17 protein-coding genes and 2 riboswitches are annotated in these 18,140 nt (G+C 46.3%); of the genes, 12 read left to right on the top strand and 5 right to left on the bottom strand.

The genetic code is table 11. The features are described 5' to 3' along the window. The first annotated feature begins 201 nt into the window (after positions 1-201). The 5 genes from BLS15_RS21650 (at position 202) to BLS15_RS30070 (ending at position 3,995) form a co-directional block, all read left to right on the top strand. The gene (locus tag BLS15_RS21650) at positions 202-1,173 is read left to right on the top strand and encodes an aldo/keto reductase (protein ID WP_021255034.1); all 972 of its coding nucleotides are present in this window, start codon (positions 202-204) and stop codon (positions 1,171-1,173) included. A gap of 264 nt (positions 1,174-1,437) precedes the next feature. Further along, positions 1,438-2,190, top strand: a complete 753-nt coding sequence (locus BLS15_RS21645; protein WP_090513714.1) for an MBL fold metallo-hydrolase — start codon at positions 1,438-1,440, stop codon at positions 2,188-2,190. Positions 2,191-2,423: 233 nt separating this feature from the next. After that, positions 2,424-2,804, top strand: coding sequence for a MerR family transcriptional regulator (locus BLS15_RS21640; protein ID WP_021255036.1), 381 nt, complete (start codon positions 2,424-2,426; stop codon positions 2,802-2,804). A 33-nt stretch (positions 2,805-2,837) separates the two neighbouring features. Continuing rightward, positions 2,838-3,542: a VOC family protein gene (locus tag BLS15_RS21635; RefSeq protein WP_021255037.1), complete on the top strand. Its 705-nt coding sequence runs from the start codon at positions 2,838-2,840 to the stop codon at positions 3,540-3,542. A 150-nt stretch (positions 3,543-3,692) separates the two neighbouring features. Next, positions 3,693-3,995 (top strand): DUF5316 family protein, encoded by a 303-nt coding sequence (locus tag BLS15_RS30070; protein WP_021255038.1) that lies wholly within the window; start codon positions 3,693-3,695, stop codon positions 3,993-3,995. A 121-nt stretch (positions 3,996-4,116) separates the two neighbouring features. Here BLS15_RS30070 and BLS15_RS21625 read toward each other — a convergent pair whose 3' ends face one another. The 3 genes from BLS15_RS21625 to gcvH form a co-directional block, all read right to left on the bottom strand. Beyond that, positions 4,117-4,710, bottom strand: a complete 594-nt coding sequence (locus tag BLS15_RS21625; protein WP_021255039.1) for a GNAT family N-acetyltransferase — start codon at positions 4,708-4,710, stop codon at positions 4,117-4,119. Beyond that, positions 4,670-5,503, bottom strand: a complete 834-nt coding sequence (gene murI, locus BLS15_RS21620) for a glutamate racemase (RefSeq protein WP_021255040.1) — start codon at positions 5,501-5,503, stop codon at positions 4,670-4,672. The genes BLS15_RS21625 and murI overlap by 41 nt, the downstream gene beginning before the upstream one ends. Positions 5,504-5,680: 177 nt before the next feature. Beyond that, positions 5,681-6,073 (bottom strand): glycine cleavage system protein GcvH, encoded by a 393-nt coding sequence (gcvH, locus tag BLS15_RS21615; protein ID WP_021255041.1) that lies wholly within the window; start codon positions 6,071-6,073, stop codon positions 5,681-5,683. Positions 6,074-6,266: 193 nt separating this feature from the next. Continuing rightward, positions 6,267-6,375: riboswitch (glycine riboswitch) on the bottom strand. 163 nt (positions 6,376-6,538) lie between these two features. Then, a riboswitch (glycine riboswitch) is annotated at positions 6,539-6,633 on the top strand. A gap of 228 nt (positions 6,634-6,861) precedes the next feature. On the opposite strand from gcvH, the gene gcvT reads away from it, so the two are divergent. Genes gcvT through gcvPB form a run of 3 tightly spaced genes read left to right on the top strand, consistent with a single transcriptional unit; the run spans position 6,862 to position 10,795 of the window. Continuing rightward, positions 6,862-7,989, top strand: a complete 1,128-nt coding sequence (gcvT, locus tag BLS15_RS21610) for a glycine cleavage system aminomethyltransferase GcvT (RefSeq protein WP_021255042.1) — start codon at positions 6,862-6,864, stop codon at positions 7,987-7,989. Further along, complete coding sequence (gcvPA, locus tag BLS15_RS21605) at positions 7,986-9,341, top strand: aminomethyl-transferring glycine dehydrogenase subunit GcvPA (protein WP_021255043.1); 1,356 nt, start codon at positions 7,986-7,988, stop codon at positions 9,339-9,341. Before gcvT ends, gcvPA begins: the two co-directional genes overlap by 4 nt. Then, the gene (gene gcvPB / locus BLS15_RS21600; RefSeq protein WP_021255044.1) at positions 9,338-10,795 is read left to right on the top strand and encodes an aminomethyl-transferring glycine dehydrogenase subunit GcvPB; all 1,458 of its coding nucleotides are present in this window, start codon (positions 9,338-9,340) and stop codon (positions 10,793-10,795) included. Before gcvPA ends, gcvPB begins: the two co-directional genes overlap by 4 nt. A gap of 137 nt (positions 10,796-10,932) precedes the next feature. Here gcvPB and BLS15_RS21595 read toward each other — a convergent pair whose 3' ends face one another. Together BLS15_RS21595 and BLS15_RS21590 are read right to left on the bottom strand one after the other, a co-directional pair. Further along, on the bottom strand, positions 10,933-12,528 hold the full coding sequence (locus BLS15_RS21595) for a PASTA domain-containing protein (protein ID WP_090513711.1): 1,596 nt from the start codon (positions 12,526-12,528) through the stop codon (positions 10,933-10,935). Between the two features lie 352 nt (positions 12,529-12,880). Further along, on the bottom strand, positions 12,881-14,050 hold the full coding sequence (locus BLS15_RS21590; protein ID WP_302848154.1) for an NAD(P)H-dependent flavin oxidoreductase: 1,170 nt from the start codon (positions 14,048-14,050) through the stop codon (positions 12,881-12,883). A gap of 542 nt (positions 14,051-14,592) precedes the next feature. On the opposite strand from BLS15_RS21590, the gene BLS15_RS21585 reads away from it, so the two are divergent. The 4 genes from BLS15_RS21585 (at position 14,593) to BLS15_RS21570 (ending at position 18,023) form a co-directional block, all read left to right on the top strand. Further along, the gene (locus tag BLS15_RS21585) at positions 14,593-14,847 is read left to right on the top strand and encodes a FeoA family protein (protein ID WP_021255047.1); all 255 of its coding nucleotides are present in this window, start codon (positions 14,593-14,595) and stop codon (positions 14,845-14,847) included. Then, positions 14,844-15,578 (top strand): FeoB small GTPase domain-containing protein, encoded by a 735-nt coding sequence (locus BLS15_RS21580; RefSeq protein ID WP_028531514.1) that lies wholly within the window; start codon positions 14,844-14,846, stop codon positions 15,576-15,578. Before BLS15_RS21585 ends, BLS15_RS21580 begins: the two co-directional genes overlap by 4 nt. Beyond that, the gene (locus BLS15_RS21575; RefSeq protein WP_021255049.1) at positions 15,556-16,959 is read left to right on the top strand and encodes a nucleoside recognition domain-containing protein; all 1,404 of its coding nucleotides are present in this window, start codon (positions 15,556-15,558) and stop codon (positions 16,957-16,959) included. The genes BLS15_RS21580 and BLS15_RS21575 overlap by 23 nt, the downstream gene beginning before the upstream one ends. A 230-nt stretch (positions 16,960-17,189) precedes the next feature. Next, a complete protein-coding gene (locus tag BLS15_RS21570; protein WP_028531515.1) occupies positions 17,190-18,023 on the top strand; it encodes a DUF2785 domain-containing protein in 834 nt (277 codons plus the stop codon). The last annotated feature ends 117 nt before the right edge of the window (positions 18,024-18,140 follow it).

The following is an 18,140-nucleotide window of genomic DNA, read 5'->3' as shown; positions in this document are numbered from 1 at the left end:
TATCTTGGCACAAACCCTTCCAAATGAGAAGAACCACATTCAGGTTATTTTACAACCGATGCGGTTCTTAGTCGATGTGATAGTGGAATCTAGCACTCTGCTGTAGTAAACTAGTATGCATCATCCAGATATGATTTGGACGAGCTCTAGGAAGCAACACGATTACTATTAATATTGACTACTACATTGGAGTGATTGCTTGTGACAACGTTACCATTGAATGAACGTGGAATTCCGGCAAGCCGCATCGTGCTTGGCTGCATGGGAATGGGCGGAAGCTGGGATAATGAGCCGTATACAAATGAACATGTGAAGCGTGCGGAAGCTGCTATTGAAGCGGCGCTTGAGATTGGCATCAACATGTTCGACCATGCGAATATTTACTCCCGCGGCAAAGCGGAGCAAGTATTTGGCGACGTGCTGAAAGCGCAACCAGGATTACGCGAGAAGATTATTATCCAATCCAAATGCGGCATTCGTTTCGCTGATGGTGATATTCCGGGAAGATATGATTTCTCCAAGTCTCACATCTTAGAGAGTGTCGACGGCATTCTTAGTCGTCTCGGTATTGAATACTTGGACATATTGCTGTTGCACCGTCCTGATCCTCTGTTGGAACCGGAAGAAGTCGCTGAAGCATTCAACCAATTGAAGCAATCCGGCAAAGTGCGATATTTCGGCGTATCCAATATGAGTGCTGGTCAGATTCGACTTCTGCAATCATGCTTCAATGAACCGTTCGTTGCAAATCAGTTGGAAATGAGCTTAGCCCGCTATGGCTGGCTGGATGCAGGCGTGCACGTGAATCAAGCAGCTTCTGCTGACGATACCTTCCCAGATGGAACACTCGAATACTGCCGCATGAATGGCATTCAAATTCAATCTTGGGGACCGCTGGCGCAAGGCTTGTACTCTGGACGAAATCTTGACAATGAACCCGAATCGGTTCAAGCTACCGCGAAGCTTGTTCGGAAGCTAGCTTCCCAATACAACACAACTTGCGAAGCGATTGTACTTGCATGGCTAATGAGACATCCGGCACATATTCAGCCTGTAATTGGTACTGTTAATCCAGAGCGGATCCGCGCTTGCAAGGATGCAACTTCCATTACATTGACACGTGAAGAATGGTATTCTCTCTATGTCAGCACGAGAGGCCGTATGCTGCCTTAATCATCGTTGACACAGCGATATAGATGACTGAAACAAGCGGCATCCATCCGGATGCCGCTTTTCTTCTGTTGAATACGATTTTTTCGTTCAATATCGTAAATTCAAGATGATCAAATTTACAAAATGATTCGATGTGCATATTGACAATAATTTATTTATCTGTTATGATATATTATTTAATTATTGATATTGAATACCATCCGTGATAAAACATATTATGCTAAGACGCAATGGCAAACCTTACTCACGATGGAGGGATATACTATGATCGTTGCACCAGGAGTCATGATGTTAGAGTTGGAATCTGAAGGCATCGGAGGACCAGTAGCAATTCATCCTACTCTAATATGGGATGAAGAGGATGCAATACTAATCGACACTGGGATGCCAGGGGATTCGATTCGAATCCAGCATGCGATGCAAGAAGCAGGCGTGCCGCTCGATCGATTGCATGCTGTCCTGCTTACCCATCAAGACCTCGATCATATCGGGAGTCTGCCTGATGTGGTATCAGCCAAGGATGGCCATCTCGAGGTGATAGCACACCACGAAGACGCCCCCTACATAGAAGGCAAATCTCCACTCATTAAGACAAGCCATGAAGCTATGGCGAAGCTTCTGCCGCTGCTGCCAGAAGAACATCGTCCTAAGGTCTTGGCCATGTGTAACATACATCCATCAGCGAATGTAACCAGATTGATTACGGATAATGAAGTTCTTCCTTACTGTGGCGGAATCCACATTATCCACACGCCTGGCCATACAGCAGGGCATGTCAGCATCTATTTGGAGCGCAGCCGTATCTTGATAGCCGGCGACGCGATGATAAGCGTCGATGGAATGCTGCAAGGCCCCGTCCCGCATGCGACGCTGGACATGAACAGCGCAATTCACTCTCTCTCCAAGCTGGCCAAATATCCGATTGACACCGTCATCTGTTATCATGGCGGTCTGTCCGAACAGAACATACACCATCAGATCCTGCAACTATCACATTCGTCGATAACGAAGCCATAATAAAGAGGGCAGCTAACCAACATCTTATTGTGGTTAGCTGCCCTCTTCTTTTCTTTTGAAATCAACACACCATTCACTTTTCAAATCTAATAATGAAATAACCACCTCACTGGTTCCTACTCTTACATTTCCTGCTCGCTCATAGAAATGTTGATTATTACGTATTGACCTTCACATCATGTCATCCTTTACACTATGTTTGTGGCCGCATTATGAAGGAGTTGGTACCAACAATGCATATTCGTGAATTATCTAAGCTTACAGGAGTCAGTCTTCGTTCCCTGCGTTATTACGAGCAGAAGCATCTGCTGTCCCCCGCTCGTTCAGAGAATGGGTATCGCATATACGAAGACATCGATGTCCAGCGCGTTCAGCTGATCCAGTTATTCTTGAAGCTTGGAGTTAGCACTGATGAGATAGCGCGCCTGATTCAGAACTGTGAAGGGTTGCCAGGGCGTAACAGCAATAACAGCAATCATCAAGCTGAATGCGCTGCAGCATTTTATGAAGAACGACTTCAGGAGATAAGAGAACAGATTCAATTATTACGAGAAGCAGAGCTGCAACTAGAAAAACTAGTTACTCATTGGAAGCAACATATAACAGACAATTAATATTGTAATTTGAGAAGAAACGAGGGATTTCCTATGCTGTTTTTGGATCATGTTACACTGGCAGTACCTAATTTGTCTCAAGCCGTCCATCTTATTCAAGAGACTACCGGCATTATATTTACGAAGCAAGTCATTCCGTTCCCGGGAACAATTGGGCAGGTTGCCTATTTAAGAGAGGGATTTATTGAACTCATCGCCTTAGAGGATTTAGAAGAAGCACAGAAGACGCCATTGGGCTCAGCATTCGCTGCATTTGCCTCTCAGCGTGCAGGGATTTTCGGAGTCGCATTAGAACTAACAGGGGGGTTGTCTTCATTTATTGAACCTGCAAGAAGTCTAGGAATACCTTATATAGGACCTAACCATCAATTCGCTCCATTAGAAGACGGAACCAGCATCTCTTTTCAGACGGCCTACATTGGACCACACATGCCGTGGTTAATCGAGTACGAGCAATCGCGTGTCTGGCCTAGTGCATATACATTGACTGGAGTCGAAATTCAAACAACGAATATTGAAGAGGATCTAACTGTGTATTCCAGCGCCTACCAGCTGCAAGCATCCATTGCAACAGATTCCGGCAGCCTGGATCGGATATTCTTGCTTGATCGTGGTTGGCTATCACTTCACCATACCGATACAAATGAAACATCAGGGTTTAACGCCGTTGTCTTGAATAAGGATAACGATACATTCCGTATTCTATGTACATCTCAGGGTGTACAAGTAACTTCGTAAGGATGCTGGCTTCATAAGTCTCCTTGATCGCCATCATAAATTCATTACTCGTTTATTTGATTGATTTTATTCGAATTTATTTTGATCTAACTTTCACATAGGTTGAATTTGGTGTATGATGGGTAATAGTGGAATTCGAGGAGGTATGATATGATCTTACGACGTCTTGCAATTGGGCTCGTTTTCATTGTACTTTCATTATTGTATGTGTACATTTGGCAAAATGGAGATCTCCGCTCCTTATTCAACATCAATTGCTATTTAGGTTTAGGGTTGTGGGTAGTCGGTTCCCTTTTCTCGGGTCTATTCAGGGATGATACGAAGCTTAAATTTAATATGGGCCATATTCCAGAAGAAGACCATCGAAGAAATATTAAATTCAGCGGTACGATGTTTTTAATTGGGCTGCCGAGTATTATAACATCCATCATTATCTTTACTTTTGTCCTATAAGCGAGCGGCTTAATCATCATATAAGAAAGAGAGGATGTTAGCCCCATCTACTTGGTGGGCACATCCTCTCTTTGTATTATTGATACATAACTGTGAATTGAACGATTGAATAGCGGTATAACTACACATACACCTGGTGCAAATATTGCTCGAGCCTCTCCTTCACCTGTGGCCATTCCTCATCAACTATGCTGTACACATTCGAGTCGCGAATATACCCGTCCTCCATCACCCGATGTCGGCGCAATTTCCCTTCGTATACGGCTCCTAGCCGTTGAATGGCGCGATTCGAGCGCTCATTGCGCACATCTGCCGTCAGCTGAACACGAATCGTATGCAGCTGTTCAAAGCAATATTGCAGCAGCAAATACTTGCACTCTGTATTGATGCGAGTACGCCATACAGAAGGATGATACCATGTGCCGCCAATCTCGGCATATCGATGCAAGGCAGACATATTCATTATTCTCGTCGCGCCAATAATTCGCTCTGTAAGCTGATCAATGACAACGAATGGATACTCAGTCCCCTTCTCGCGGTTCAGAACAGCATCATGAATCACTCGTTCTGCATCCGTAAGACTGCGGATGGTGCGCGGCAAGTAGTGCCAAATATCAGGATGAGATGCTGCTTCATATAAATCTTCCTTATGTTCAGGAAGCATCGGGATCAGCTTAGCACTGCTCCCCGCCAGCTCGAACAATTGATTGTTCATTCGTATCCATTCCCCCGAAGGTCTGATAGGTATAGAGTGCAGTCTGTAACTTGTCTATGTATTGCTGCTCATGACTTGAACACATAAATTGAATTGAAGGGCGGACTGACGTATCCGATGACTGCTTAAGCTGGTTTTCCTGCATTACTTGTGCTAGACGCTGCACGGTGCCATGGCTGCCGTCTATAAGCTGGATATGAGCAGGGATAATGTCTCTCAATATGTGCTTGTAATAGGGATAATGCGTACATCCTAACACAATCGTTCCATACTGATTCAAATCCAATCCAGCAAGCTTATGCACGAAGTAGTCTCCTATCACTCCCTTATCAAAGTTTAACTGCTCGCAATACTCTACCAATTCCGGCAAGGGAATCGAATCCACAATATGTTCTTCGTCAATTCGACTGACTAATGTATGGTATTTGTTCTGACTTAAGGTTAAAGCTGTCGCGAATACAAGCACACGTTTGCCATTGTCGCGGTTCATTTCCACGGCAGGCTTGACTGCTGGTTCCATCCCGATGATCGGAATGTCGTACTTCCGTCTTAGTTCTGACGCTGCGATGCTTGTCGCTGTATTGCACGCAATAACAAGCGCCTTCACATTGTGCTGCATGATGTCTTCCACAGCTGAATGTACATGGCGCATTACCTCGGATTGAGATTTCGTCCCATAAGGAACATGCAGCGTATCTGCATAAAATAAATATTGTTCATGCGGCATCTGCTTCATAGCCTCAGCCAACACGGTTATTCCACCGATTCCAGAATCAAAAAAAGCGATTGTCATTCCATTCACCTAGCATTCTTATTAACATTGCAACATCTAGTTGTCGATGCTTATATTGTACTCCTTTTCGGCGGTGAATCCTATCGAAATTTGTCAGATAACAAATGAAAAAACCTGCTGCACCAGCATGATACCGGTACAGCAGGTTCTTAGATTCTCAACCTATTGTTCCTTCAACTATTCATCTATCAGCTTCGTGTACTGCTCTGCATTCAGCAAGTGCTTCACAGCTTCCTCAACGCTGCCTTCTACTTCAACTTCTGCAATCCATCCATCTTCGTAGGGGCTGCTGTTCACAAGCTCTGGCGACGCTTCCAATCCATCATTGACCTTCGTAATTGTTCCGGATACCGGACAGTACAACTCAGATACAGTCTTCACCGATTCAATTGATCCCATGCTGTCCCCTGCGGACAAGCTGGTACCTACTGGCGGAAATTCGATGAATACGATGTCTCCCAGCTGGGATTGTGCATGATCTGTAATGCCAACCCGTACCGTATTGCCTTCTATGGCAACTACCCATTCATGCTCTTCACTATACAACAATCCATTCTTCACTTCGCTCATGTCAACGCCCCATTTCATTCATAATGTCATTCATCAGGCCGTCTATCCAATCGAGATCGTAAAAATGGACAGGAAGCGGCCTTGTCGCCTTGTTCTCTGTCCTCGGTACCTGAGAGTTCCCGTTCCTCCACAGCCACAACTGCGGTTGAACTTACCCCTTTGGCGGCATAGAAAATGCACTCTCCAGAGCTGCGTCAGAATGGCGGTTATGGAACCTGAGAGATTCATTGCCAATCGGCGGCTGGCAACTTGCTCCTTCGGTGTTGACAATCGCAATTGTCAAACTCTCCCGACCTTCCTCGTTCGCGAATTACGATTAAACTGGGTAATTATAACACCATTAGATTATTGCAAGATATGCATGATTGTCAATATGACAAGCTATGAAATCAGTTGTGAAGAAAATATCAATTGACAAAGTGTGGAAAGCTCAACTAATGTAGAGATGACAGCTGAAAATGGCGAATGATGGTAAAGGGAGAGACTGCTGAGACATAGCGGCGCCGAAGGAGTAAGCCTGAATGGGTGAATCTCTCAGGCAAAAGGACTTTTACCGGACGCACCTCTGGAGAGCACTGCTATTCATGAAAACGAATACAGTCACCCAAGGGGAAAGTCGATGGTAGACACGGAAACAAACAATTTGTTTGCGACAATCGGCGACACTCTCAGGTACAAAGGACAGAGCGAGAGAATGAGAGGATGCGATGCATCCACTTTTCTTTCGGCTGTCCTTTTTATGTACGTATACCGATGATTAGTCCAAATACGCGTATCGAGGTGAATTCATGAGTCAATTGAAGAGAACGCCAATATTTGATCAATACTCTGCTTATCCGGGTGCACGCTGCATTGACTTCGGCGGCTGGGAGCTCCCTGTTCAATTTATCGGCATTCAGCGAGAGCATGAAGCAGTTCGTACACATGCAGGTCTATTCGATGTCTCCCATATGGGTGAATTTATCGTAAGCGGCCCTGCCTCCCTGACATTTCTTCAACAGATGACAACAAATGATGTATCGCGGCTCGAGGATGGCAAAGCACAATATACGCTGATGTGCTACCCTGACGGAGGAGTTGTCGATGATATTCTCATTTATCAGATGAAGAGCGACCGTTACATGCTCGTCGTTAATGCCTCCAACATCGATAAAGACTACGCATGGCTGCAGAAGCACCTGATTCATGGCGTTACCTTGACCAATGTATCGAATCGCACAGCATTGCTTGCCCTTCAAGGGCCGAATGCCCAAGCTATTCTTGCTGCGGTAACTGAGGCACCTATTGATTCGCTCGCTCCATTCCATTTCCTATCGGATGCACAAGTCTGCGGCGTATCAACATTGCTGTCTCGCTCAGGCTATACCGGTGAAGATGGCTTCGAACTCTACTTGTCCGCAGAGGATGCAGCACACGTATGGAATGAGCTGATTCGCGCGGGCGAACCGTTCGGCTTGCTCCCAGCAGGGCTTGGTGCTAGAGACACCTTGCGCTTCGAGGCACGTCTGCCCCTCTATGGACAAGAAATTACAGCCGATATCTCGCCGCTTGAGGCAGGGCTAGCACGATTCGTCAAGCTGGATAAGGGCGACTTCATCGGCCGTGTAGCATTAACGAAGCAGAAGACCGATGGACCGGCACGAAAGCTGGTCGGCATCGAGATGATCGACAAAGGCATTCCTCGCTCCCATTATCCAGTGCTTGCAGATGGGCGCGTGATCGGAGAAGTTACAACAGGAACACAGTCGCCGACATTAAAACGCAATCTAGGGCTGGCCTTGATTGAATCCGCATTCTCTGAATTGGATACAGAAATTCTTGTCGAAATTCGCGGCAAGCAGTTGAAAGCCCGCGTCGTCTCGACTCCATTTTATAAACGAATCCCGACCCCTGCCAAAGGAGCGAATCCATCATGAAGCATCGTTACATTCCAGTAACGGAACAAGATCAGGCTGACATGCTGCAGCAGATCGGCATCTCTTCCATTGACGAGCTATTCCGCGATATCCCAGCCTCCATTCGTTACAATGGAGTACTGCCAATGTCTGAACCATTAGATGAAGCAGCCATGATGAAGCATATGAAGGAATTGGCCTCCCGCAATGCTAACAGTGAGAGCCATACCAGCTTCCTTGGTGCTGGCATATACGATCATCATATCCCTGTAGTCATTCAGCATCTAGTTTCTAGATCAGAGTTCTATACAGCCTATACACCCTATCAGCCTGAAATCAGTCAGGGTGAATTGCAAGCAATCTTTGAATTTCAATCCTATATATGCGAGTTGACTGGTATGGCTGTTGCCAATGCCAGCATGTATGATGGCGCTACTGCACTTGCAGAAGCTGGGGCACTGGCGGTTGGCGCAACGAAGCGCAAACAGCTTGTCATCTCGAGCACTGTCCATCCAGAAGCGAGACAGATTGTTCGCACAATGGCTCGAGGACTTAATGTTGAAGTGGTCGAGATTGGATATCAAGACGGCGTGACTGACCTTGCTCAGCTGGAGCGTGCTGTCACGGACGAGACTGCTGCCGTACTGATTCAGTCCCCGAACTTCTTCGGATGCATTGAAGATGTGCGCGCCATTGAACCGATTGCACATGCAAATAAAGGCCTGCTCATCATGAGTACGAATCCACTGAGTCTTGCTATGTTGGAGAGTCCTGGCAAACTAGGTGTCGACGTATGTGTTGGAGATGCCCAGCCGCTTGGCATTGCAGCATCTTACGGCGGTCCTACATGCGGTTTCTTTGCCGTTGCAGAGCCCTATATGCGCCGCATCCCTGGCAGAATTGTCGGCTTGACCAAGGATCTGGATGGCAAGCGTGGATTTGTTCTTACACTCCAAGCGAGAGAACAGCATATTCGTCGCGAGAAGGCGACATCCAACATCTGTTCAAACCAAGCACTTCTTGCTCTTGCTGCTTCCGTCTATATGTCCGTCATGGGCAAGATGGGAATGCAAGAGGTATCGAAGCTCAATATACAGAAGTCTCATTATGCAGCTGCTTATATCAATAACAAGCCCAATCTTGGATTAGCGTTCCAAGCGCCTTATTTCAATGAATTCGTACTTCGTCTCCCGCAAGATACTGACATGGATCGATTGCAGTCTCTGCTCCTGGACAACGGATACATTGGCGGCTTGGATCTTGGCCGTTTCTATCCTGAACTGGAAGGACATATGCTCATTGCGGTCACAGAGAAAAAATCCAAATCAGACATCGAACAATTTATTGACTTGCTGGAGGTGAGCTGCGTATGAAACCGGAACAAGCACTAATATTTGAATTGAGTCATCCTGGGCGTATTGCCTATTCCTTACCTGAATGTGATGTTCCAGAAATCGAGATTCAAGAGCTTATCCCAACTTCGATGCTGCGCAGTCAAGAGGCCGAGCTGCCTGAAGTGTATGAGGTTGATGTGATTCGACATTATACCGCCTTATCACGCCGCAACTTCGGCGTAGACAATGGCTTCTACCCACTCGGCTCTTGTACGATGAAATATAATCCGAAAATTAACGAGGATGCAGCAAGGCTGACAGGTCTCGCAGCAATCCATCCTTATCAGCCTACAAGCACGGTGCAAGGGGCTCTAGAGCTGCTGTACACGCTGCAAGAGGATCTCGCTGCCTTGACTGGTATGGATAAGGTCACGCTTCAGCCTGCGGCAGGCGCGCATGGAGAATGGACGGGGTTGATGATGATCCGGGCTTACCATGAGAGCCGCGGCGAGCAGCGGACAAAAGTAATCGTTCCTGATTCCTCTCATGGTACGAACCCCGCTAGTGCAACTGTAGCTGGCTTAGATACGATTACAATACCGTCTAACGAACAAGGATTCGTTGATCTGGAAGCACTCAGAGCCGCTGTTGGATCTGATACGGCAGCATTGATGCTCACGAACCCGAGCACGCTCGGATTGTTCGAAGAGCATATTGTCGAGATCGCGAGCATTGTTCATGAAGCTGGCGGATTGCTCTATTATGATGGCGCTAACTCCAATGCCATTATGGGTATTACGCGTCCTGGGGATATGGGCTTTGATGTTGTCCATTTGAATTTGCATAAGACGATGAGCACGCCTCATGGCGGCGGCGGCCCTGGTGCTGGCCCTGTTGGCGTGAAGAGCAAGCTGATTCCATTCCTCCCTTCCCCTACGGTGATGAAGCATGAGGATGGTTCATATGAATTCGATCAAGGCTCTCCGCTGTCCATTGGACGAGTCAAGGCCTATAACGGTAACTTCGGTATCCTCTTGCGCGCCTATGTATATATTCGCACTTACGGTCCAGAAGGGCTGCGCCGTGTATCTGAATGCGCGGTACTGAATGCCAACTACATGATGCACCGTCTGGCGCCTTATTACGATATTCCATATCCAGGCGTGTGCAAGCATGAGTTTGTGATGTCAGGAAAAGGGTTGAAGCAGTACGGTGTGCGGACGCTGGATGTTGCCAAGCGACTTCTTGACTTCGGCTTCCATCCGCCAACCATCTACTTCCCGCTCAATGTCGAGGAGTGTATGATGATCGAGCCTACGGAAACAGAGAGCAAGCAGACGCTGGATCGCTTCATCGATGTGATGATCCAGATCGCACAGGAAGCGAAGGAACAGCCTGAACTGCTGCTGAATGCACCGCATTATACGGATGTGAAGCGATTGGATGAAACCCAAGCCGCACGGAAGCCTGTATTGAACTGTGCTTGTAATTAATTTGTAATAAGCAGCAACATGCAAAATGCCCCGAGCGCCTACCGACAATTCGGTTACGGCCACTCGGGGCATTTCATTATTGGACGAAATGTAACTTACCTTCAGTCCTTCAGTATTATAACTTTAGATTGCTTTTATTATTTCTTCGCTCGGCTAACATAGAATTTAATCTTGTCACCCTTCTTCGCAGCTCCACCAGCAGGAACTTCTTGCTTAAATACTTTCCCTGCTTCCTGTTCATCCGAGTTCTCGAGAACATACTCATATTTCAAGCCGCTTGCAAGAATCTGCTTCTCCGCTTCTTCCTTCGACAAGCCCACCAAGTTAGGAACAGCAATCTCACCAGACTTCGGCGGTTCCGTCGTTGTATTCGTGTTCGGATCCGGCTGCTGGCCATCAGGCTGCTGACCGTCTGGTGGCGATGTCGTGTCTGGCGTTGTCCCTGTCTGACCATCATGAGCACCGTTATTCGTCGTACCAGAATCTGTTGTATGATCGTCAGGTTTCTTCTCTGGCGTCGTAGGCGGAGTTACACTCGTATTGTTCGAGTTGGAATCCCTATTACGGTCACGGTCACGCTCTGTCGACTTCCGATCCGCATCATCCGATTTCTTCTCCGTCTCGCGTTCTTGAGAGGAATTGTCATTGGATGAATTATTATTGTTATCCGTCGCTGGCGGCTCTGTTACGTTTGTAGAAGAGCCAGAGTCCTGTTGGCTTGCATCTGAATCCGTTCCCGGCTCTGTTGCTGGATTCTCTGTTGCAACCTGATCGTTAGACGCTGGAGCATCAGTAGATATCGCTGCATCATTTGCCTTCGACAAGGAGTTTGCCAACATGACTGCTCCGCCCAATACGCAAATAAATACGGCAGCACATGCAAGAATGAGTATCATTTTCTTGCGGCCCACATTCTCCGCGTTATCCGCTTCATAAGGTGCGGCTTCTTCTTCCTCCGCCTCTTCCTCAGCAGTGATGAGCAGCTCTGGATCCACTTTCGGAACGGGCGGCGTATAAATGCCCCCAATTGTCTTCACAGGGATGTTCGGCGAATCCATAATCTCGCGGAGCGTCAGCATGAAGGAAAACTGCGAGATTTCTCCTAAATAGACACTCTGTACGAGAGACAACAGCGCTTCCTTCTGACCTGGAGACAATTCCTTCAATGCACCGGCCAAGCGCGACTCATACATTTCATAGTATTGAGGCACATTCAAATGCAGTGTGCTCAGCTGATACAGCAAGTAGCACAGTCCCAATGTACCGCAGCGCTCAGTCGGTGCCTCTGACCAATAGTTCATCACAAGAACATGATGATCCTCCGTAATCCACAAGTTGTCGACAGATACGGAGAAGTTCGTAATATTCGATTCCAGCGCATCTTGAATCGCCTTACCAACTTCATATAACAAGGACAGCGTCTTGTTGGCACTCAGCGCGTGATGCTGTATGTACTTCGCCAGCGGCATTCCGCTATAGGAGGTGAACACCACGAAGAAATCACTGCCGGACGTCCCTGCATTCAGCATATGGAAGAATCGATTATTTGAAAAATGCGAGATTTGACCAAACGCTTTCTTGCATTGCTCAGCCTTATCCAGTCCCTTATTCTCTACCAAATATATAAATACATCTCTCTTAAGTGACAAATCTATGGCTTCATATAAAACTCCATCTGCCAAATGCAAAATTACCTTGCATAATTGATAACGTTCCCCAATGTAAGCACTCATATGTCTTGCTCCTCCGCGATTCATGCTTGGAAGCCCAACGCTGAACGTCGAGCTCTCCTAAGACATTATGAAGCAAATTATGATTTTTTGCAAAACTTGCATTAACGAAACATTGTGCAGCTATTTGCCAATTCCTTATACTATCGCCTACATTGCTTAATCTGGCTCATTTTCGCAAATTTTTCAGATTATTTTCTTCCATCATTTTCATTAACGATTCATCAACATTTCGTCATCAATTTATCGTGATTTATTCGTTGTCTAGTCGTTGATGAATCATTGATTTGACATCGTTTCATCATCGTTCGTCATTGTTTAATCATCATTGTATCACCATCGGTCGCTCTCAATTTTACTTTTGCAACATCTTCACTACATCTCTCCATTGCTTGATCGACTGCTCCATCTTGTCATGTGCCCCTTGAACTTCCCCCATTCGTGCTGCTTGCCCTGCCCATAATGACATATATTGAGGATTATTGGTTCGAGCAGCCGACTGTCTAACGCCTCTCGTAAGTTCATTCATAATTGGATAAGCAGGTATGGAATCGTGATAAGTCTCCAGCCTGCGAATGAGATCATTCCTTATTCCTCTTGCAGGCTTGCCTGAGATTGTCCTCGTAATAACCGTACTGCATTCGTCAGATGCGCGAATGGCCGCTTGATAAGCGGGATGTGCACCACTCTCCTTGCACAGCAGGAAAGCACTCCCTAACTGTGCTGCTTGTGCTCCAAGGGCCATGACCGCCGCTATCCCGCGTCCATCCATTATACCGCCGGCAGCAATGACGGGAACGGATACCTGATCGACAATAAGAGGAACTAACGCCAATGTGCCGATTAGAGATGAATAGGGGTCTCCCACAAATGTTCCGCGATGACCGCCTGCCTCACTGCCTTGAGCCACGATCATATCGATACCTGCAGCTTCAAGCTGTATCGCCTCGGCAACATGTGTTGCTGTTCCTATTAAGATGATGCCAGCTTCACTCAATTGACGAATATAGATCTCATCGAGAATTCCGAATGTAAAGCTGAGAATCGGAACGTTCTCTTCAAGAATGACTTGAATCTGGTTATGAAAAGTTAGCCGATAAGCTGACTCATCAAAGCAGTATGTCTCTTTGCTTCTATCTTTGCTTCCATCTTTGCTTCTATCTTTACTTCTATCTTTACTTCTATCCTCGCTGATTTCTTGACCTTGCTCATTCAGTTGTCTATCGATATTCTGCAAATCTTCCATCACTGCATCCGATATGTGCTGATCAATCCCGGCTGGTTCTGGTATGAATAGATTTACTGCAAAGGGCTTGCTCGTAAGCTGCTTAATTGCCCGAATTGCTTTTCTCATCTGTTCAGGCTGCATGTATCCCGCTCCCAGCGTCCCGAGCCCTCCAGCGCTCGATACAGCCGCTACAAGTTCAGGTGTGGTTGCTCCCCCTGCCATCCCTGCTTGAATAATCGGGTATTGGATGCCAATTCGATGGATTATCGTATTAGACTTATTCAATCTATCACTCACGATTCAATCTTCCCTTCTGCACCAAGGATTCGAAAATCGATCATGCTAATTTCGCACATTTAAGAGAAGCCTTGTCCCACACTGTTATCCTTCGACGAAAGAGATGGAATTTCCTGTATAATGACCATTTTCACTTGTTCTGACTCCGTGCATAATTGATGCATTGACATAATGTGTTTCCCATCAGTGTCATCGTGCGTACAATGTCTATGAATCATAGCAGGGTTTAGAATTGCTGGTGGGATAAGCGTAATCCGTTTACCATCATCACTGTCGAGAAGCGAATCCACGATATTTAGAATGCGATAATGATCAATCCAACTAGAATGATAATTTTCACGGAGAAGATGGCAACGTTTCCACCCTTCACGCATATGATAAATATAAATATTTTTGCATCGGGGAAAGTTTTTGTTGCTCAACAAACATAGTTGACCTATACTAATGAAGTAGCATGAACGGAAAAATCCCGCTTTTTTTTGGGACAAATCTTGCACTGGGCAAACTTTTTAGGACATGGTGAAATCAGGAGAGTGAATCAAATGCATTCAAATGTCGTAACGCTATACAGTGCTGGCACAGGCCAGCATGTACGGTTGAATCGAATCGAAGTTCAAGGAGTACTACGGAGAAGATTACTTGATCTCGGCTTTGTTCCAGGCAATGTGATCGAAGTGCTGCAGCGCAGCCCGCTCGGCGATCCGATCGCATTTCGAGTCAATAATACAACGATAGCGCTTCGCAAGGAAGAAAGCACACTCATGTATGGCGAAATAGTTGGGAGTGATGATCAATGACAGAACAATATACGGTTGCCTTAGCCGGCAATCCAAATACCGGTAAAAGTACCTTGTTCAATTCCCTTACAGGAATGCGACAGCATACGGGAAACTGGGCGGGAAAAACCGTCCTAACAGCAGAAGGCCACTTCAATCATGAAGGTACTTCCTATAAAATGGTCGACCTGCCAGGTACGTATTCGCTCTATTCCAATTCCGCCGACGAGGAAGCCGCTCGGGATTATATTATTTTTGAGAAACCCGATGTGACACTCGTCGTGCTGGACGCGACATCACTGGAGCGGAATTTGAACTTGGCACTGCAAGTGATGGAAATGACCAACCGCGTTGTTGTCTGCATTAACTTGATGGATGAGGCGAAGCGGCTCGGTGTCAAGATCGACATTAATGCGATCGAGAAGAAGCTTGGTGTACCCGCAGTTGCGATCTCTGCACGACACCGTACAGGGATTGATCAAATGATGGAGAAAATTAGGGGCGTAGCTTCCGGCAAGATTGTACCTGCCCCGCTGCTCGTGCAATATAGCGAGGATATAGAAGAGAAAATCGCAGCACTAGAACCGATCATTCTGGAGAAGCTTGGCACAACATTTCCAACAAGATGGATTGCACTTCGTCTGCTTGACGGTGATGAGAGCTTGATCAATTCGATGAGATCCAGATGGAACTCGCCGGTCGCAGATACCGTGAAGGGAGTTGTTTCGTATGGCCACACCGCTTGCCACTAATTCAGAATCATTGGACTCCTTATTGTCCAGAGCACGCACTCTTGCAAGCGGAGAAGCAATTCGGGACGGAATTGTAACGGATATTTATCGTACGACGCGTGATATATGCAGTGCAGCCGTTGTCTATGAAGACAAGAAGAAATTAAAAAGCACATACCGGTTAGACAAGATTCTAACCTCTCCGATCTGGGGCTTTCCGATCATGCTCGCCATCTTGGGTGTTGTATTTTGGTTGACGATTGCTGGAGCGAATGTTCCGTCGGAAATGATATTTTCCTTCTTCGAAGTGATTGAAGGGTACTTAAACACTGCATTTGAAGCGATGAATGCTCCTGCTTGGCTGCATGGCATTCTTGTACTCGGCTTATATCGCGGTACATCATGGGTAATCAGTGTCATGCTGCCGCCAATGGCTATTTTCTTCCCTATTTTCGCGTTACTTGAGAATTTCGGGTATCTGCCTCGAGTTGCATTCAACATGGATCGTCTATTCAAAAAGTCCGGCGGACACGGAAAACAAGCCTTGACGATGTCAATGGGCTTCGGATGCAATGCAGCAGCGATCTTGTCTACACGGATTATCGAATCGCCACGAGAACGCATGCTTGCGATATTAACGAATAACTTCGTACCATGTAACGGCAGATGGCCAACCCTGATTCTGTTGTCATCTCTGTTCATGGCAGCAGGTGTAGCAAGCGGGATGCAGACGATCGTAACGGCAGCTATCGTGATGGGTATGGTTATGATTGGGATTGTTGTCACCTTGACCGTATCTTGGGTCATGTCCAAAACAGCACTGCGCGGTGTGCCCACACATTATACGCTTGAACTTCCACCGTACCGCAGACCGCAAGTCTGGAAGACGATTTTATTGTCATCGCGTGATAAATCGCTTAACGTATTGACTCGCGCTGTCGTTATTGCGGCACCAGCCGGCGTTCTGACTTGGATTCTTGGCAACGTATTTGTCGGTGGCGACAGCATATTGAATCATATGGCTTCATTCTTCGACCCATTCGCTCACGCTATTGGCTTAGATGGATTCATCGTTATGGCATTCCTGCTCGGCTTGCCTGCGAACGAGGTTGTCCTTCCTATCTTGCTAATGGGCTACTTGTCCTCTGGGGCAATGGTTGATGCAGATGGAATGGAGAACATCAAGGAAATCTTCCTGCAGCATGGATGGACATGGTTGACTGCATTGAATATGATGCTGTTCTCCTTGCTCCACTACCCTTGCGGAACGACACTATTCAACATTTATAAAGAAACGAAGAGTGCAAAATGGACAGTATTGTCTGCCGTTATCCCACTCGGAATTGCTATAGCTGTCACCTTCGCCACGGCTCAGCTCGCAAGAGCCTTCGGCTGGGTATAAATTTATCGCCCGCCCCCTTAACGATTATGTTCAGGGGGTTTCTTATTCATTCCCTCCTTACTTGCTAACTATACCGTATTGCTAGAAACCATGATTTCGTTCGTTACTACCATTCGTCTACATATACATTTCTTTCCTATCATGTTAAAATGATCATCTCATTCTTTTTATGATTATTCATTAGCGAATACAAATACCTAAACAAACCTTTAATGGGGGGGATTCATTTCATGGACAAGCAGCAGCTGCACTCGATCGTGGAGCATCAATATAAACCACCAACAGAAATCGAACAATATGAAGCCGTACAACAAGTAGTCAGCCTACTTGGCTCTACAGATCCTGAATTGAGGGATGATCTTGCATATGGGATATTGTATGAATGGCTTATTACACAAAAAATCCTGACCGCTGGACAACTAACAGAGCTTCTTCATCAGACGTTATCAGACCAAATGCTTTTCAAAGGAATTGGGACTGCTGAGAACGATTCGGTCTTCCAACGTACATTCTCCGCCCTCTTACTCGCACTGCTTCTGAAGCGTGATGAACAACAGCCTTATATAAGCAAGCCTTTATATGAACACATTGCGAAGCGAGTTGTTGATTATTGCATGCAGGAGAACGATTATCGCGATTATGTAGAAGTTAAAGGATGGGCTCATTCTCCAGCTCACATCGCAGATGTCATGGCTGCTTGTGTACGCAGTCCACACATTGGCCCAGAGGAATGCAAGAAGCTTCTCAGTGCCATTGAGCACATGCTTCTTCATGCGAATCATATCTTGCGAACAGAGGAAGATGAACGCATGGCGACAGCCGTCGTGTCAATGCTTGAGCTTAATAAGTTGTCGTTCACGTCCTATTGCGCGTGGCTTATGCAGGCTGAGCTGCCCAATGAAGACAAAGTGATTTATCGCTGTAGACGCATAAATGTTAAAAATTTTGCTCGATCTGTATGGTTGCGTGCAGCAATGAGAGAATTCATCGATCCAACAACAGAATGGCACAATTGGTATAACATTGAAAAGAAACTGAATCCGGTCTTCAACAGAGACATATAAGATCAACTTCATTTCTGTTAATTTCCTCGTTATTCTCTTGTAGAGCGCCTGATTAAATACAAAAAAAAGAACCTGCACTTACCTGCAGGTTCTTGATGTGATATCTACATACTTAAC

This window comes from Paenibacillus sp. cl6col (genome assembly GCF_900102125.1).
GTDB classification, from domain to species: domain Bacteria; phylum Bacillota; class Bacilli; order Paenibacillales; family Paenibacillaceae; genus Paenibacillus_B; species Paenibacillus_B suaedae.
The sequence above is the reverse complement of the archived record's forward strand: the minus strand, read 5'-3'. Positions and strand labels throughout refer to the sequence as shown.

Excerpts from the sequence above, each read along its gene's own strand:
- BLS15_RS21595 (WP_090513711.1), bottom strand. The coding sequence starts at position 12,528 with ATGAGTGCTTACATTGGGGAACGTTATCAATTATGCAAGGTAATTTTG.
- BLS15_RS21625 (WP_021255039.1), bottom strand. The coding sequence starts at position 4,710 with ATGAACAATCAATTGTTCGAGCTGGCGGGGAGCAGTGCTAAGCTGATC.
- BLS15_RS21640 (WP_021255036.1), top strand. The coding sequence starts at position 2,424 with ATGCATATTCGTGAATTATCTAAGCTTACAGGAGTCAGTCTTCGTTCC.
- gcvH (WP_021255041.1), bottom strand. The coding sequence starts at position 6,073 with ATGAGCGAAGTGAAGAATGGATTGTTGTATAGTGAAGAGCATGAATGG.
- gcvPA (WP_021255043.1), top strand. The coding sequence starts at position 7,986 with ATGAAGCATCGTTACATTCCAGTAACGGAACAAGATCAGGCTGACATG.
- BLS15_RS21635 (WP_021255037.1), top strand. The coding sequence starts at position 2,838 with ATGCTGTTTTTGGATCATGTTACACTGGCAGTACCTAATTTGTCTCAA.
- gcvT (WP_021255042.1), top strand. The coding sequence starts at position 6,862 with ATGAGTCAATTGAAGAGAACGCCAATATTTGATCAATACTCTGCTTAT.
- BLS15_RS21585 (WP_021255047.1), top strand. The coding sequence starts at position 14,593 with ATGCATTCAAATGTCGTAACGCTATACAGTGCTGGCACAGGCCAGCAT.
- BLS15_RS21570 (WP_028531515.1), top strand. The coding sequence starts at position 17,190 with ATGGACAAGCAGCAGCTGCACTCGATCGTGGAGCATCAATATAAACCA.
- BLS15_RS21580 (WP_028531514.1), top strand. The coding sequence starts at position 14,844 with ATGACAGAACAATATACGGTTGCCTTAGCCGGCAATCCAAATACCGGT.
- BLS15_RS30070 (WP_021255038.1), top strand. The coding sequence starts at position 3,693 with ATGATCTTACGACGTCTTGCAATTGGGCTCGTTTTCATTGTACTTTCA.
- gcvPB (WP_021255044.1), top strand. The coding sequence starts at position 9,338 with ATGAAACCGGAACAAGCACTAATATTTGAATTGAGTCATCCTGGGCGT.
- murI (WP_021255040.1), bottom strand. The coding sequence starts at position 5,503 with ATGACAATCGCTTTTTTTGATTCTGGAATCGGTGGAATAACCGTGTTG.
- BLS15_RS21575 (WP_021255049.1), top strand. The coding sequence starts at position 15,556 with ATGGCCACACCGCTTGCCACTAATTCAGAATCATTGGACTCCTTATTG.
- BLS15_RS21645 (WP_090513714.1), top strand. The coding sequence starts at position 1,438 with ATGATCGTTGCACCAGGAGTCATGATGTTAGAGTTGGAATCTGAAGGC.